Source organism: Lachnospiraceae bacterium JLR.KK008, from assembly GCA_037015955.1.
Taxonomy (GTDB): domain Bacteria; phylum Bacillota; class Clostridia; order Lachnospirales; family Lachnospiraceae; genus VSOB01.
Genome location: CP143548.1, coordinates 651,417 through 666,331, shown reverse-complemented (window position 1 = coordinate 666,331; position 14,915 = coordinate 651,417). Strand labels below are relative to the sequence as shown.

The 14,915-nt window shown below is 49.6% G+C and carries 16 protein-coding genes and 6 tRNA genes; 3 read left to right on the top strand and 19 right to left on the bottom strand.

Annotated features, from left to right (window positions below; all coding sequences use genetic code 11):
• Positions 1-3 precede the first annotated feature (3 nt).
• Positions 4-468: an ImmA/IrrE family metallo-endopeptidase gene (locus V1224_03330; GenBank protein WWR16501.1), complete on the top strand. Its 465-nt coding sequence runs from the start codon at positions 4-6 to the stop codon at positions 466-468.
• A gap of 48 nt (positions 469-516) precedes the next feature.
• Here V1224_03330 and V1224_03325 read toward each other — a convergent pair.
• The 13 genes from V1224_03325 to V1224_03265 form a co-directional block, all read right to left on the bottom strand.
• Positions 517-589, bottom strand: a tRNA-Lys gene (locus V1224_03325).
• Positions 590-601: 12 nt separating this feature from the next.
• A tRNA-Gln gene (locus tag V1224_03320) sits at positions 602-673 on the bottom strand.
• A 25-nt stretch (positions 674-698) separates the two neighbouring features.
• Positions 699-772: transfer RNA gene (locus tag V1224_03315), tRNA-His, on the bottom strand.
• A 39-nt stretch (positions 773-811) separates the two neighbouring features.
• A tRNA-Arg gene (locus tag V1224_03310) sits at positions 812-885 on the bottom strand.
• 43 nt (positions 886-928) lie between these two features.
• Positions 929-999, bottom strand: a tRNA-Gly gene (locus tag V1224_03305).
• A 10-nt stretch (positions 1,000-1,009) separates the two neighbouring features.
• A tRNA-Pro gene (locus V1224_03300) sits at positions 1,010-1,084 on the bottom strand.
• Positions 1,085-1,207: 123 nt separating this feature from the next.
• Complete coding sequence (locus V1224_03295) at positions 1,208-1,687, bottom strand: metallophosphoesterase (GenBank protein ID WWR16500.1); 480 nt, start codon at positions 1,685-1,687, stop codon at positions 1,208-1,210.
• Positions 1,684-2,325: an XTP/dITP diphosphatase gene (locus tag V1224_03290; GenBank protein WWR16499.1), complete on the bottom strand. Its 642-nt coding sequence runs from the start codon at positions 2,323-2,325 to the stop codon at positions 1,684-1,686. The genes V1224_03295 and V1224_03290 overlap by 4 nt, the downstream gene beginning before the upstream one ends.
• 14 nt (positions 2,326-2,339) lie before the next feature.
• Positions 2,340-3,389 carry an N-acetylmuramoyl-L-alanine amidase gene (locus V1224_03285; protein ID WWR16498.1) on the bottom strand — a complete coding sequence of 350 codons (1,050 nt, stop codon included), beginning with the start codon at positions 3,387-3,389 and terminating at the stop codon, positions 2,340-2,342.
• Complete coding sequence (locus V1224_03280) at positions 3,386-4,543, bottom strand: class I SAM-dependent RNA methyltransferase (GenBank protein WWR16497.1); 1,158 nt, start codon at positions 4,541-4,543, stop codon at positions 3,386-3,388. The genes V1224_03285 and V1224_03280 overlap by 4 nt, the downstream gene beginning before the upstream one ends.
• Positions 4,544-4,708: 165 nt before the next feature.
• Positions 4,709-4,861 (bottom strand): hypothetical protein, encoded by a 153-nt coding sequence (locus V1224_03275; GenBank protein WWR16496.1) that lies wholly within the window; start codon positions 4,859-4,861, stop codon positions 4,709-4,711.
• 338 nt (positions 4,862-5,199) lie between these two features.
• The gene (locus V1224_03270) at positions 5,200-5,619 is read right to left on the bottom strand and encodes a DUF1700 domain-containing protein (GenBank protein WWR16495.1); all 420 of its coding nucleotides are present in this window, start codon (positions 5,617-5,619) and stop codon (positions 5,200-5,202) included.
• Between the two features lie 11 nt (positions 5,620-5,630).
• Entirely contained in the window at positions 5,631-6,020 is a 390-nt protein-coding gene (locus V1224_03265; GenBank protein ID WWR16494.1) for a hypothetical protein, read from the bottom strand.
• 169 nt (positions 6,021-6,189) lie between these two features.
• Between V1224_03265 and V1224_03260 the strand changes: the two genes are divergently transcribed.
• Together V1224_03260 and V1224_03255 are read left to right on the top strand one after the other, a co-directional pair.
• Positions 6,190-7,191: a MerR family transcriptional regulator gene (locus V1224_03260; GenBank protein ID WWR16493.1), complete on the top strand. Its 1,002-nt coding sequence runs from the start codon at positions 6,190-6,192 to the stop codon at positions 7,189-7,191.
• Between the two features lie 72 nt (positions 7,192-7,263).
• Positions 7,264-7,485 (top strand): helix-turn-helix transcriptional regulator, encoded by a 222-nt coding sequence (locus tag V1224_03255; GenBank protein ID WWR16492.1) that lies wholly within the window; start codon positions 7,264-7,266, stop codon positions 7,483-7,485.
• Positions 7,486-7,576: 91 nt separating this feature from the next.
• Here V1224_03255 and guaB read toward each other — a convergent pair whose 3' ends face one another.
• The 6 genes from guaB to aspS all read right to left on the bottom strand — a co-directional run bounded on the left by guaB (position 7,577) and on the right by aspS (position 14,802).
• On the bottom strand, positions 7,577-9,031 hold the full coding sequence (guaB, locus tag V1224_03250; GenBank protein WWR16491.1) for an IMP dehydrogenase: 1,455 nt from the start codon (positions 9,029-9,031) through the stop codon (positions 7,577-7,579).
• Between the two features lie 76 nt (positions 9,032-9,107).
• A complete protein-coding gene (locus V1224_03245) occupies positions 9,108-9,593 on the bottom strand; it encodes a hypothetical protein (protein ID WWR16490.1) in 486 nt (161 codons plus the stop codon).
• Positions 9,594-9,767: 174 nt separating this feature from the next.
• Entirely contained in the window at positions 9,768-11,201 is a 1,434-nt protein-coding gene (gene gatB / locus V1224_03240) for an Asp-tRNA(Asn)/Glu-tRNA(Gln) amidotransferase subunit GatB (protein WWR16489.1), read from the bottom strand.
• Positions 11,202-12,665 (bottom strand): Asp-tRNA(Asn)/Glu-tRNA(Gln) amidotransferase subunit GatA, encoded by a 1,464-nt coding sequence (gatA, locus tag V1224_03235; GenBank protein WWR16488.1) that lies wholly within the window; start codon positions 12,663-12,665, stop codon positions 11,202-11,204. It lies immediately after the preceding gene.
• Positions 12,666-12,676: 11 nt separating this feature from the next.
• Positions 12,677-12,970 (bottom strand): Asp-tRNA(Asn)/Glu-tRNA(Gln) amidotransferase subunit GatC, encoded by a 294-nt coding sequence (gene gatC, locus V1224_03230; GenBank protein WWR17411.1) that lies wholly within the window; start codon positions 12,968-12,970, stop codon positions 12,677-12,679.
• Positions 12,971-13,050: 80 nt separating this feature from the next.
• Complete coding sequence (gene aspS / locus V1224_03225; protein ID WWR16487.1) at positions 13,051-14,802, bottom strand: aspartate--tRNA ligase; 1,752 nt, start codon at positions 14,800-14,802, stop codon at positions 13,051-13,053.
• Positions 14,803-14,915 lie beyond the last annotated feature (113 nt).

Here is a 14,915-nt window from a genome sequence, read left to right as displayed (position 1 = left end):
GAATTGAAATATGAAGAGTTATTGGAAGAAAGCGCCGCAGAGGACGTTTACATTATAGAAAATGCTGATTTTAAATCAAAGGCCGACGGACTTATCAATGGAAATGTGATCGGAATCAACAAAAAAGTACGGACAGCCCGCAAGCGCACCTGCATACTGGCGGAAGAACTGGGACATTATCACACCACGGTCGGCGACATTGTCTGCCAGTCTACCATATCCGACCGCAAGCAGGAGCTCAAGGCACGTGTCTGGGCATACAATAAACTGATCGGTCTGACAGGCATCGTAAATTCCTATCAGCAAGGCTGCTGTTCCCTGCATGACACCGCCGACTTTCTCGATGTCACCGAAGAGTTCCTGCTGGAGGCATTACAATACTACAAGAGCAAGTACGGCATCTATACGACGATCGACAATTATGTAATCTATTTTGAGCCATCCCTCGGAGTGTTTGAACTCGTATAACTAAAAAAACAGGTTTCTTAGTAACACGACCAAGAAACCTGTTAATCCTGAGACACGGGAGGCTCGAACTCCCGACAACTTGATTAAAAGTCAAGTGCTCTACCACCTGAGCTAGTGTCCCTTATCCATATAACTGGGCTAACTGGATTCGAACCAGCGAATGCAGGAGTCAAAGTCCTGTGCCTTACCGCTTGGCGATAGCCCATTATGACGATACACTCCTGTCTAAAGGTGGATAAAGGGATTCGAACCCTTGGCCTCCAGAGCCACAATCTGGCGCGCTAACCAACTGCGCTATACCCACCATAAGTATCGGTATACTATATCCCGATTCCTTATCAAACGTGCTCGAAGGGATTCGAACCCCCGACCCACGGCTTAGAAGGCCGTTGCTCTATCCAGCTGAGCTACGAACACGTATCACTTTCCTACAAAACCATATAGTCTTGTACAAAGCGCCAGCGGGTGATGGGAATCGAACCCACGTATCCAGCTTGGAAGGCTGGTGTTCTACCATTGAACTACACCCGCGCATCTAGTATCGGGGTGACAGGATTCGAACCTGCGGCCTCCTGGTCCCAAACCAGGCGCTCTAGCCAAGCTGAGCCACACCCCGTTTCGCGCAAAATACGTCTCTTTTCGTGACGCATGTCATATTATATAATAAGACTTTTTCTTTGTCAAGGTTTTTTCTGGTAATTTTCTAACAGTAACCGCCAAAAATTTTGACGTCCGGATCTTATAAATAATAAATCTTGAACTGTGCCTCTCCCGCCTGGTCCAATTCCATAACGGCGCAGGAGGGACGGCGGCCACTCTGTCTCGGATAGGACAGACTTCCCGGATTGATGGCGATAATGTCCCTTTCTATCTCCACCACAGGTTTATGCGTGTGACCGTACATGACAATATCCACACCTTTGGCAACCGCCTCACGTTTGATCGTCTCATTTCCCATCGACACGTAATAAGAATGACCGTGTGTGAGCCAGATCTTATAGCGGCCGATCGTAAACTCCCGTTCACGGGGCAGATCGCAGAAAAAATCGTTATTTCCCGCGACGATCTCCGTCGGGCAGTCCACATAACCGCTCAGGGTATATTCATCCCCCTCCACATCCCCGCAATGAATCAGCAGATCCGGCTGCCCTGTTTTTCTCAACGCTTTGATCAGATTATCATTTCTTCTGTGTGTATCGCTTATAATGAGTATTCTCATAGATCCCCCGCCGCCTGACTTTCCTTCTCTTTCTTTTTCCAGACACCTGATGACAGCAGCATATCCTTCATCTTTTCCAGCGCTTTTCCTCTGTGACTGATGGCATTTTTCTGCTTCGCATCCAGCTCCGCCGAAGTGCAGCCATATTGCGGCAGATAAAAGATCGGATCATATCCGAACCCATTACACCCCTTCTCCTCATAACCAATCCGGCCTTCGACATATCCCTCCGTGGTCTTCTCGCTCCCATCCGGCATCGCTGCAGCCACCGCACAGACAAAGCGCGCTGTCCGCATTTCGTCCGGCACCCCTTCCAGTCTTTGGATCAGTCTCTCATTTTTCGTATGATAAGAAGTCTGTTCTCCCATATATCTGGCAGAATAGATTCCCGGCTCCCCGTTGAGATAATCAATTTCCAGCCCTGAATCATCGGCGAGCACAAGGCAGTCGCTCTGCGCCGCGCAGGCCTTCGCCTTGATCATTGCATTTTCCGCAAAAGTACTGCCGTCCTCCTCTACGTCAAGGATGATCCCCGCTTCCTTCAGAGAGAGGATTTCCACATCCACATCGGCAAGGATCATCCGGATCTCCTTTAATTTATGTTCATTTCCCGTCGCAAAGATCACTCTGTCACTCATTGTGCTGTCTCCCACTAATTTTGTTCTTTTCTCTCATATGCTTCCACTAACGCATTGATGATTCCATCTGCCAGTTTTTCCTGATATTCTTCTGCGGAAAGAAAAGAAGCCTCTTCCTTATTTGTCACATAGCCCACCTCGATTGCAGCGGCAGGCACTTGTACATTCCAAAGCAAACGGTCTTCCGGATTCGTCTCCATCAACCCGTTTGCCCTGCTGCCAGCGATGCTTACGACATGTCGTTCCAACAGATCGGCCAGTTCCACATTTCCAAAGTACGGAATGAAATAGGTACCGTTATATACGGTGCGGATTCCATACACGCCGTCACTGCTCTCATCGGCTGCAGCCCGGATACTGATGAGCATATCTGCACGAAGCTCATGGACAAACTCCGCCCGCTCTTCTTCTGTCAGCGCCGTATCATCCGTCCTCGTACAGTAGACACGGATCTCCGAATCTTCCAGCTTCTCTCTCACTTTCTCCGCAATCGCCAGCACAATCTCTTTCTCCAGAATCCCGTTCCCCGTCGCTCCTTCGTCGCTGCCTCCATGTGCCGCATCTATGACAACGATCTTATCATATAGCTGCCACGGCTCATGAAACGATAACTGCAGGACACCGTTCTCAAACATATACTGGTGTTCGTATGGGCCGCCCAGCATCAGCTGCAGTCTGGTCATCCCGTCCTCCTGAGAAAGATAGCCCCCTTCTATTCGCGGATCTTCTCCTGTCAGCACATTGCTGCGGTAAAATTCCCTGTATTTCCCTTTCAGAATGATATAAATACAATGCTCGATATAACGGTTTTCTATAACAATGTCATCCGCACGCAGTTCCGGAGGAAGCGGAATCCGCAGTCCTTTCCCACCGCTGCCTGCCTCAAATTGAAGGACATCTTCCCGTGCTCTCCCTGACAGCCGCTCGCTCTCGGTCCGGTCTGACACTTCCTCCGCGATGACAATCGTCTTTGTCGCAGAGAAGTAAAGCATCACCGACATGGAGACAAGAGAAAACAAAATGCTGCATACAAGCATGACCTTCGATAATTTTCTCTGTATCATGACTGCGGCCTCTTTCTTTTCCCCGGCTTTGGTCCCTGAAACTGATAATAATATGTCTTCATCATTCCGTTATAAATCTTACGGTTTTTATCTGCCTTTCTGCCAATATCCTCTTCCGCTTTTTCATAAGAAGTAATCAGATACAAAGACCATGCATCCAGTGCCCGATACCGTTCTCCGATCATCCGGTACAGACCGGGCAGCGCCTCCTTATCCTCCAGCCGTTCGCCATAAGGCGGATTGGTGATGATAAAACCATACTTTTTCGGATGGCTCAGACCGGCGACATCCCGCTTCTGGAAATGAATCAGCCCTTCCACTCCTGCCAGCTTTGCATTGGCTCTGGCGATGGCTACCATCTCATCGTCGATGTCATATCCCTGAATATCCGTCTGTACCGACAGATCCGTCTGCTCCCTGGCCTCATCCACCGTATCGTACCAGTTCTTTTTCCCAATGATATGTGGCCATCTCTCCGCAGTAAAACTGCGGTTCATCCCCGGAGCAATATTAGCCGCCATCATTGCCGCCTCAATCGGTATCGTACCGCTGCCACAGAAAGGGTCCACCAATATCCTATCCCCTCTCCATGGGGTGAGCATGATGAGCGCCGCCGCCAGGTTTTCTGCGATCGGAGCTTTCGCCGTCAGTTTCCTGTATCCTCTTTTATGTAATGACTCTCCCGTCGTGTCAAGTCCCACCGTCACTTCGTCTTTCAGCAGAAACACCCGCACCGGAAAGCTCTCACCGCTTTCCGCAAACCAGTTCACATGATAGGTTTCCCGCAGCCGATCGACCATTGCCTTTTTCATTATTGACTGAATGTCCGACGGACTGAACAGAGCGCTCTTCACGCTGGCGGCTTTCGCTACCCAGAACTTTCCGTCTGCCGGAATAAATTCCTCCCAGGGTAACGCTTTCGTCCCCTGGAACAACTGTTCAAACGTTTCCGCGTGAAAGCTGCCAATCTTGATCAACACGCGTTCGGCCGTACGGAGAAAAATATTGGCACGCGCACATGCCTCCTCATCTCCATAAAAAGTGACCCGTCCATCCTCCACCGACGTTATATCATAACCCAGGTCTGTAATTTCCCTCTTTAAGAGCGCCTCCAGTCCAAAATGGCAGGGCGCGATCAATTCAAATTTTCTCATATGTTTATATTAAAGTCCATACAGGGGAGTGTCAAATAGTTTTTGCAAAAACAGAAGTTTAATCTTTGACATGTCCCCTTGTCCACTTAGGGTATATTGAATCTATAAAAGAAAGCCAGACAATATCATCTACAATATGTATCCCGGCAGCCTGCCGGGTCTTTTTTAGTAGTTGTTTTTCTGATTATTGTTCTGGCTGTTGTTCTTTGTGCTGTTTGTGCTGTTAGAATAGTTGCTTGTTTTGTCCTGAGACTGATTTGTGCCATTCTGGAAATTCTGCTTCTGGTTGTTGTTCTGGTTGTAATCGTTTTTAGACATATTGCATTCCTCCTGATAATTTTGGTTACGGAGTTAGTATGTCAGATTCCCGGAATTATATGCACAACCATTCAGGAAAGTTTTTCAAAAAAACAGGAAAAAAGTACTATTTTTCTCTTGCATTTTTTCGGTCCATCATATATAATAACCTCAACAGATAAAGAAACACTCCAATTTCTTTATTTGCAACCCTTATATATTAATTATTTATACTCCCCTCAAAACGGCCTATCGGTTCCCCTGATAGGTCGTTTTCCATTTTATCATTTTATTCTCACAAATATCGGTATCAACAGACCGAATCCCATAACCACACGTCCATACTGTTGGTTTCCCACTCACCGCCGCCGGAAATAGCGGATCAGGTAATAGACGACTGCAACAGGAATGATAATCGGCATCAGCAGGCCAAGTACCAGACCTACCACTTTAAAAATAAGAATCAGCAGCAGAACCGCAAGTATCCCCAAGAGCCATAATGGCAGCCGGATCATCCGTCCGGAAAAAGTTTTCCCGGAAGAGGCTTTCGCTTCCCGCTCCACTGCCTCCGCCTCTTCTCCCTGAGCCGTATCTATGATCGTCTTCGCAATCAGCCTGGGATCGCCCAGCTCTTCCAACACTTCTTTTTCTCTTCGTCCCTTTTTGATTTCCGAATCAATATAATTTTCATAATAAGATACATTTTCATTCACTGTCGTATGACTTACCCGGCCGGAAAGGGCCTTTCTTAATTCTTCCGTAAATTTCAACCTGGTCATTGTAAGACTCCTTATAAATATTTATCCATTCCAAATCCGTCTGAAAGACGTTTTTTATAGTGTTCCGGATTTCTTTTCATCTCTGCCATTGCCTGAAATGCCCGCACAGCCATCGTCTCTTTATTACAGCTCTCCGTATTTTTTCCGCAGTCCGCAATCAGGTTATAAATATCCATCTGCCATACAAACAGATCAATCAGCGTATACCCCTCGCAGGCCATCTTCCCCTGAAAGCAGTGATGCTCCAGATAATAGACCATCTCCTCCATCAGTTCCCGGTCCGTCAGAAGTTCACCCCACAGACCATTTGTCCACGCTTCGCTCTCACCTGCGATTCCGCACAGTTCCTTCACCGCTTCGTATATTTTGATTTTTCTTGCATCATAAAAAATTCCCGACATACTAAATCAGCTCCATAAACAATATCATACCACAGACTGAATCTGTCATGCACGCTGACACACGACAGGATTCGACACACCATGCAAAAAGTATAGCACATCCTGTCGAGACATGCTATACTCAAACTATATCACCGGAACAGGAATACGTTTTTTCAGGAGGTATGGAATGAAAGGCTATCTGACGATCGGTGCTGTCTCCAAGAAAAAGGGAGTCAGCATCAAATCGCTTCGCTATTATGACCGGATCGGGGTACTTCGCCCCGCTTATATCAATGAAATGACTAATTATCGCTATTATACGGAGGAACAGCTCTATATTCTGGACGCAATCAGCCTCTGTATCGAGCTGGGGATTCCCCTGCGGGATTTTGAAAAATATACGGATGGTCAGGGAAACTTTAATCTGCAAAATCTTCTTTACGATGGCAAACTCCTTGCCGAACAAAAGATCATGGATATACGCAAGCGACTGGGAACAGTACAGGCTGCTCTGCAGGCACTGAATTATAAACCGGTGCCGCTTCACAGCGACTCTTTACAGGCTTCCGGGCAGGACGAACCACTACGCACTGCCAGGCAGCGCGGCGATGCTCCTGTACCCGCTGCCAGTGACGTTTCGCCGCTTCCGGACGCTGTCCCTTCTGCTCCTGCAGCCGTCGACACGCCCGTGTCACAGGCCGTTACCATGTCCACGGACGCCGCCGAATCGCCTGCCCCTGCACACACGGAAATCCTCGACGAAAAAGCCGGATTTTATGAACGTTACATACCTGCCCGGGCGGTGCTGACAACACCTTTCACAGAGGAAGATACCGAAAATTACAGCCAGAAGATTCTCCGTCTTTTCATGCTCGCCCAGCTTCTTGGCATGACTGCAAATTATCCTTCGGGTATTCTCTATGACTATAACGAAAATGGGGAGGCCGAGAAGTTTATCTTTGTGCATGTGGAAAATCATGAGGACTGCGCTGACAAAAGGCTGCATATCCTGCCTGCCGGAACTTACTCATGCAGCCAGGGAACCCGCCACCGTATTACGGACAGTGATCATTTGAGAGAGATTTTCCAACTTACGGGAAAACCTTATCTTGTTGTAGAAAGTGATCTCATCGACGATAAAATCAGGAAAGGAGACAATTCTCTGGAACTTCAGATCATACAAAATTAATAGTAAACATGTTTACTATATCATTGCTTGTCAATATTTCTATGCTATGTTTAGAACTGATGGGTGATGGAAATGGATTATAGGCTCAGAATACGCGACTTACGTGAAGATCATGACAAAACACAGCAAAATATTGCAGACATCCTGGGAACTTCGCAAACCATGTACGCGCGCTATGAACGCGGCGCCAGTGAGCTTCCAATCCGTCACCTCATTCGACTGGCGGAATACTATAACGTCAGCATGGAATATATTGTGGGCATGACCGACAATAAAATACCTCTTAACAGATGATCCTGCTATCAATTATGATAAAGCTAAAACCGCCGCGGTCAGAAAGCATTCCGACCGGCAGCGGTATTTTTTTACTGATTATATCTTCGCATTATTCGTTTACGCTGTAATTTGGCGCTTCTTTTGTAATATGAATATCGTGCGGATGGCTCTCTTTCAAAGACGCCGCGGAAATCTTCACAAACTTTCCTCTCTCTTTCAGTTCTTCCACGGTAGGTGTGCCACAATAGCCCATGCCGGAGCGCAGGCCTCCCATCAGCTGGAACACCGTATCTTCCACCGTGCCCTTATAGGCAACACGTCCTTCCACACCTTCCGGAACCAGTTTTTTCGCATCGGACTGGAAATAACGATCTTTGCTTCCGTTCTCCATCGCCGCGATAGACCCCATGCCGCGATAGACTTTATACTTTCTTCCCTGAAACAATTCGAACGTTCCCGGACTTTCATCGCATCCGGCAAAGATGCTGCCCATCATACATACATTGGCGCCTGCGGCAATCGCTTTCGTCATATCGCCGGAATACTTGATACCGCCGTCCGCAATGATCGGAACGCCATATTCCCTGGCTGCCGCATAGGAGTCCATAATGGCCGTAATCTGCGGGACACCGATTCCCGCCACGACACGGGTCGTGCAGATAGAACCGGGGCCGATCCCCACTTTGACAGCATCCGCACCGGCCTCAATCAGCGCTCTCGTTCCCTCTGCCGTCGCCACATTTCCGGCTATGACCGGAAGCTCCGGATACGCATCCTTGATCATGCGCAGACAGTGCAGTACATTTTCCGAATGTCCATGCGCGCTGTCCAGAACGATCACATCCACCTTGGCATCGACAAGCGCTTTCACACGCTCCAGCACATTGGCGGTGATGCCTACCCCCGCGCCGCAGAGCAGTCTTCCCTGTTCGTCTTTGGCTGCGAGCGGATATTTGATCGTCTTTTCAATATCCTTGATCGTGATCAGTCCTTTGAGATTAAATTCATCGTCCACGATCGGCAGTTTTTCTTTTCTGGCCTTTCCCAGAACCTTTTTCGCCTCTTCAAGTGTAATGCCTTCTCTGGCCGTGATCAGCCCTTCCGATGTCATACATTCCTTGATCTTGCGGGAATAGTCTGTCTCAAATTTCAGGTCCCGGTTGGTGATAATACCGACCAGCTTTCTTCCCTCTGTGATCGGCACGCCGGATATCCGGAACTTGCCCATAAGCTCGTCCGCATCCGCCAGTGTATGTTCAGGAGTCAGTGAAAATGGATCAGTGATCACACCGTTTTCAGAGCGTTTTACTTTATCGACTTCTTCCGCCTGCGCCTCGATCGACATGTTCTTGTGGATGATCCCGATGCCGCCCTGCCTTGCCATGGCAATGGCCATGCGGTGTTCCGTCACCGTATCCATCCCGGCGCTCATCATTGGTATGTGCAGACGAATCTTTTTTGTCAGCCAGGTAGACAGATCGATCTGATTCGGAATGACCTGTGAATATCCGGGAACAAGCAATACATCATCAAACGTAATACCTTCGCCAATTATCTGACCCATATTCTTTCATCCTCCTGTATGTTTTATGATATTTTGACAAGTTTATCAAACTGCATTCTCTTTGTCAATGCAAAAGTCAGTCTAAGAATATCTTCCCCGGCGCATCGCCGTGCAGTGCCTGGATCAGCCCTTCATTCTTCTCCAATATGACTTTCACACTGCCCTCATAATAGAATACAAAAGTCTCGCCGCCGTTTTTACTGCTGTAGTCTCTCACCTCACAACTGCGGCCGCGGTAAGCATCCAGATGATAAGAGCCTTCCGGGGCGCCGGCCTCAATCTTCTCCAGCGCATAGTCGGCCTCCGTCTTTCTCCTGCTGCGCGCCATGATCTTATCGACGGTCAGTTCCCTGCACACATAGCTGTACTCATATTCCACCCATTCCTGCAGATAACTGTAATAGGCCAGTGCCGCAGACGCTGCCGCCAGAAACAGGCAGGCAATAGAATAAGGGGTCATGATGATCAGAAGCCCCGAAGCGATCCCACTTCCTATTTTTAATATGCCTGCGAGTGCGTTCCTCTTTCTTGTTATCAGTATTTCCAAAAATGTCTGATCCATTGCCTGTCTCCTTCCCCGTCATGCTAAAATCCCGTGTCAAAAATCTTACGATCTCAGGGTGATCCTACAATTATCATAGTACAAAAGCGGCGGAGATTCAACTCGGGAATCTTTCTTTTTGGCGGTATCCCGCCATCCCCATTCAAAATCCCACTGTGCTGTCTGTCCGTCCGGTCAGCCGATCAATTCCCGCAGCATCTGATTCACGACTCCGGGATCTGCTTTGCCTTTCATCGCTTTCATCGTCTGTCCTACGAGAAAACCAAGCGCTTTCTCTTTCCCGCCGCGGTAATCTTCCACAGATTTGGGATTGTCTGCAATCACCGTTTCAAGTATCGCCTGCAGCGCACCGGTATCGCTCACGGACTTCAGTCCCCGTTCTTCCACATAACGCCGGGGAGCCGCATCGGTGTCAAACATAACTGCAAAGACTTCCTTCGCCACCGTACCATTGATTTCCCTGGCGTCCGTCATGGCGATCAGTTCTGCGAGATGCTCCGGCGTAATAATAATCTCCTCCGGTTCCTTTCCCTGCTCTTTCAGCAGACGCATCGTCTCCCCCATCAGCCAGTTAGACACTTTTTTCGGTTGTCCGCAGATTGCCGTCGTCTGTTCGAAAAGGTCCGCCAGATGACGAGACTCCGTGATCATCTCGATGTCATACACAGGAATGTCATATTCTTCCCGGTAACGGGCGATCTTTTCTTCCCGAAATTCCGGCAGAGCCGCCTTTTTCTCCGCCAGCCATGCCTCACTGATGCGCACCGGAACAAGATCAGGGTCCGGGAAGTATCGGTAATCCTGAGCGTCTTCTTTGGAGCGCATCGCATAGGAACAGCCTTTGGTGTCATCCCACCTCCTCGTCTCCTGGATGACTGCCTCTCCCGATTCCAGCAGGGCGATCTGTCTCTCCCGCTCTCCTTCGATGGCCCTTGTGATCGCTCTGAAAGAGTTTAAATTTTTCATTTCTGTCCTCGTGCCGAATGTCTCTGATCCTGCCTCCCGGACAGACAGATTGACATCGGCGCGCATGGACCCTTCCTGAAGTTTACAGTCTGACGCTCCCACATACCGGATCATCAGACGCAGCTTTTCCAGGTAGGCGATCACTTCCTGCGCACTTCTCATATCCGGCTCGGAGACAATCTCGATCAGCGGCACGCCGCTGCGGTTATAATCCACAAGTGTACAGTCGTCCCACTCATCATGTATCAGCTTGCCCGCGTCTTCCTCCATATGGATCTCGTGAATACCGATCCTTTTCCGATTGTCTTCATCCCCAATCTCCACATAGCCGTCCCGGCAGATCGGCAGATAGAGCTGAGAAATCTGATAGTTCTGCGGATTATCAGGATAAAAATAATTTTTCCGGTCAAACTTGCAATATCTCGTAATTTCACAGTTCGCAGCCAGTCCCACGGACACCGCATATTCCAGCACCTGCCTGTTCAGCACCGGAAGCGAACCGGGCATACCGGTACAGACCGGACAGATATGTGTGTTCGGCGCTCCGCCAAATGCCGTGGAGCAGCCGCAAAACAGCTTTGTCTTTGTGGCAAGTTCCACATGCACTTCCAGCCCGATTACTGTCTCATATTGTCTTCCCATCTAGTCCACCTCCCCACATCTGGCAAACGGCCCTCTCGCCTTCTCGTAGGCAAAGGCCGCACGAATGAGCTTCTTTTCTTCAAAACAGTCGCCGATCAGCTGCACCCCGATCGGTAATCCCTTCCCGTCAAACCCGCAGGGCACGCTGACAGCCGGCAGCCCCGCCAGATTGACCGCGATCGTATAAATGTCACCGAGATACATACGGAGCGGATCCTGTAGACTTTCTCCAAGCAGCGGCGCCGTATCCGGCGCTGTCGGGCCCAGTATGACATCATATCTGGCAAACGCATCGTCAAAGGCCTTGCGGATCATCGCTTTCACACGCAGCGCCTTCAGATAATAAGCGTCATAATAGCCGGAACTGAGGACAAAGGAGCCGAGCATAATTCTTCTCTTTACTTCCGCGCCAAACCCCTGGGAACGGGTCTTTTTGTACATGTCGTGCAAGCCCTGGCAATCCTGCGCGCGGTATCCGTATTTGATGCCGTCGAACCGCTCCAGATTTGAGCTCGCCTCCGCCGACGCGATCGTATAATAGGCAGGAATCGCGTATTCCACAAGACTGAGGTCAAACTCTTCGACAATCGCTCCTTTTTGCCGCAATACCTCTGCCGCCCGCAACACGCTTTCCTTCACCTCACCGGAAAGTCCTTCCGTAAAATAATCTCTCGGAACGCCAATCCGCAGCCCTTTCACATCATCCACAAGCGCACTCGTAAAGTCTGTGTCCTTCCGCTCCATGGACGTGGAATCTTTTTCATCATAGGAAGCGATACACTCCAGTAACATCGCACAGTCTGTCACATCTTTACACAAAGGCCCGATCTGATCAAGGGATGACCCGTAAGCAATCAGCCCATAGCGGGACACCGTACCGTATGTGGGCTTCATCCCTACCACGCCGCAATAAGAGGCCGGCTGTCTGACAGAGCCGCCCGTATCAGAACCGAGGGCCATAAAACATTCCCCGGACGCCACTGCCGCCGCGCTGCCGCCGGAAGAACCACCCGGCACATGCGCTTCCTTCCACGGGTTGGCCGTCGGCCCGAACGCTGATGTCTCCGTCGTAGACCCCATGGCAAATTCATCCATATTAGTCTTTCCCAAAATCACTGCCCCTGCTTCCTGCAGTCTGAGTACGGCCTCCGAAGAATAGGGGGAAATAAAATGTTCCAGGATTTTGGAAGCACAGGTTGTCGGCATTCCCTGCATACACAGATTGTCTTTCACAGCTATCGGCACACCGGCCAGCGGACCGGTAAGCGCTCCGGATTCTATTTTTTTCTGTATTTCCTGCGCTCTGCGCAGCGCGCCCTCCTCATCAAGCGTCACAAAGCAGTGCAGTGTTTCTTCCCGCTCTCTGATTACTGCCATCACGGCCTCCACGGCCTCCACGGCCGTCACGGTTCCCTCTCTGATCGCCACCCCAAGCTGCGCCGCTGTCATATCCGTCAGTCTCATATCCATTCCTCCTAGTCAAACGTGCGCGGCACCGCAAACATGCCCTTTCTCTCCTCGGGCGCCCCGCCGATCAATTCCTCCCTCATGTCCCCGTTTGTCACCACATCTTCACGAAATACATTTTCCGCGGAGAATACATGAGACATCGGCTCTACGCCGTCCGTATCCAGCTCATTGAGCTGATCGATATAGTCCAGCATCCTGCCCATATCTTTTTTTGCCTGCTCCTTTTCCTCCACGGAAAGTTCCAGCTTTGCCAAGATTGACACATATTCGATCGTTTCATCCGATATTTTGTTACCCATCTGTCCGCCTCCTGCCGGTTTCTCTGTCACCTTTACCATTCAGCACATGGCATCCAGTCCATGCGCCATACTATCTCCTGTCAGTCTCTCACTTTGATATGGACTTCCCGAAGCTGCTGCTGTGTCACCTCTCCGGGCGCCCCACACATCAGATCCTGTGCATTGCCGTTCATCGGAAAAGCGATCACTTCCCGAATATTCTCTTCTCCACGCAAAAGCATGAGCATCCGGTCCACCCCCGGCGCCATACCTGCATGTGGAGGGGCGCCGAACTGAAACGCCTGATACAGCGCTCCAAACTTGTTTTTCAAAGTCTCTTCCTCATATCCTGCCAGTTCGAATGCCCTGATCATGACATCAATGTCATGATTTCTCACGGCGCCGGAAGAGAGCTCCACGCCATTACATACGATGTCATACTGATACGCCAGTATTGTCAGCGGATCTTGCTCCTGCAGCGCTTTCAGACCGCCCTGCGGCATACTGAACGGATTATGCGTAAACACCAGCTTCTTTGTTTCCGGGTCCTGCTCATACATGGGAAAATCATTGACATAACAGAAACGGTACGCATTTTTCTCGTACAGATCAAGCCTCCGCCCCAGTTCATTCCGGATCTGTCCCGCATAATAACTGGCTCTCTCCTCTTTGTCCGCGATCAGGAAAAGCGTATCTCCCGGCAAAAGTCCCGCCAGCTCTGCCAGCTCTGTCTTCAGTTCCCGGGGAATGAATTTATCGATCGGCCCCTTGTAAGACAGATCTTCTCCCACTTCCAGATAACCAAGTCCGCCCATACCGAGAGAGACGGCGAAGTCAAGCAGCTTTTCATGGAATCCTTTCGACATATCCTCATGCACTTTGACAGCCCGCACCGTTTTCCTGAGAAACGGTTTGAAAGTACATTTCTGGAAAAAATCAGTCACATCGATAATTCGCAGCGGATTGCGCAGATCCGGTTTATCCGTGCCAAACTCCAACATTGCCTGCCGATAACTGATGACCGGATAAGGCGCCTGTGTCACTGCCGCTCCTGTGGGTGCGAACTTGCTAAATACGGCCGAAAGTACCTCCTCTCCTACCCGGAACACATCCTCCTGCGTGGCAAAGCTCATCTCAAAATCAAGCTGGTAAAATTCCCCCGGCGAACGATCCGCTCGTGCATCCTCATCGCGAAAGCATGGGGCAATCTGAAAATATCTGTCAAATCCCGATACCATCAAAAGCTGTTTATACTGCTGAGGCGCCTGCGGAAGAGCATAGAACCGGCCCTTATATTTTCTCGACGGCACGATGTAATCCCGTGCACCCTCCGGAGAGGAGGCGCACAGAATCGGCGTCTGAATCTCCAGAAATCCCATCTGTGTCATCTTTTCCCGCAGAAATTGAATGACCTGCGAGCGGAATATGATGTTGTCCCTCACCTTTGCATTTCTGAGATCAAGATACCGGTATTTCAGACGCACCTCTTCCCTTGTCTCTCTCGAAGTCATCACCTCAAAGGGAAGCTGTCTGTATACCTTTCCCAGAATGGTAATCTCCTTTGCCTCCAGTTCAATCGTGCCTGTGGGTATCTTCGGATTGTATGTCTCCACGTCCCGCTTCTCAATGACTCCTTCCACTGAGATACAACTCTCCTTCGTAATCCCCGCAAGCAGTGTCGTATCTCTGAGCACAATCTGCAGCACTCCGTACATATCTCTCAGATCGAGAAAGGATACGCCGCCGTGATCTCTGATGTTCTCCACCCAACCTGCCGCCTTGACCGTCTTTCCGATGTCGCTTTCGTGAATGTCCCGTATAACAACGGTTCTGTAACTGTTTTCTGTCTTCATAATGACTCCTCTCTTCCTGACTTGAATTGCCGGGACGAGTCAGATTTCCTGTATTAATGAATAGAAAATTTTTTATCGTGTAGTTATTTCCTATACGACAAAAAATCCCGGAA

Excerpts from the sequence above, each read along its gene's own strand:
- gatC (WWR17411.1), bottom strand. The coding sequence starts at position 12,970 with ATGGGTAACAAAATATCGGATGAAACGATCGAATATGTGTCAATCTTG.
- V1224_03275 (WWR16496.1), bottom strand. The coding sequence starts at position 4,861 with ATGTCTAAAAACGATTACAACCAGAACAACAACCAGAAGCAGAATTTC.
- gatB (WWR16489.1), bottom strand. The coding sequence starts at position 11,201 with ATGGGAAGACAATATGAGACAGTAATCGGGCTGGAAGTGCATGTGGAA.
- guaB (WWR16491.1), bottom strand. The coding sequence starts at position 9,031 with ATGGGTCAGATAATTGGCGAAGGTATTACGTTTGATGATGTATTGCTT.
- aspS (WWR16487.1), bottom strand. The coding sequence starts at position 14,802 with ATGAAGACAGAAAACAGTTACAGAACCGTTGTTATACGGGACATTCAC.
- V1224_03295 (WWR16500.1), bottom strand. The coding sequence starts at position 1,687 with ATGAGAATACTCATTATAAGCGATACACACAGAAGAAATGATAATCTG.
- V1224_03245 (WWR16490.1), bottom strand. The coding sequence starts at position 9,593 with ATGGATCAGACATTTTTGGAAATACTGATAACAAGAAAGAGGAACGCA.
- V1224_03285 (WWR16498.1), bottom strand. The coding sequence starts at position 3,389 with ATGATACAGAGAAAATTATCGAAGGTCATGCTTGTATGCAGCATTTTG.
- V1224_03260 (WWR16493.1), top strand. The coding sequence starts at position 6,190 with ATGAAAGGCTATCTGACGATCGGTGCTGTCTCCAAGAAAAAGGGAGTC.
- gatA (WWR16488.1), bottom strand. The coding sequence starts at position 12,665 with ATGAGACTGACGGATATGACAGCGGCGCAGCTTGGGGTGGCGATCAGA.
- V1224_03270 (WWR16495.1), bottom strand. The coding sequence starts at position 5,619 with ATGACCAGGTTGAAATTTACGGAAGAATTAAGAAAGGCCCTTTCCGGC.
- V1224_03265 (WWR16494.1), bottom strand. The coding sequence starts at position 6,020 with ATGTCGGGAATTTTTTATGATGCAAGAAAAATCAAAATATACGAAGCG.
- V1224_03290 (WWR16499.1), bottom strand. The coding sequence starts at position 2,325 with ATGAGTGACAGAGTGATCTTTGCGACGGGAAATGAACATAAATTAAAG.
- V1224_03255 (WWR16492.1), top strand. The coding sequence starts at position 7,264 with ATGGATTATAGGCTCAGAATACGCGACTTACGTGAAGATCATGACAAA.
- V1224_03280 (WWR16497.1), bottom strand. The coding sequence starts at position 4,543 with ATGAGAAAATTTGAATTGATCGCGCCCTGCCATTTTGGACTGGAGGCG.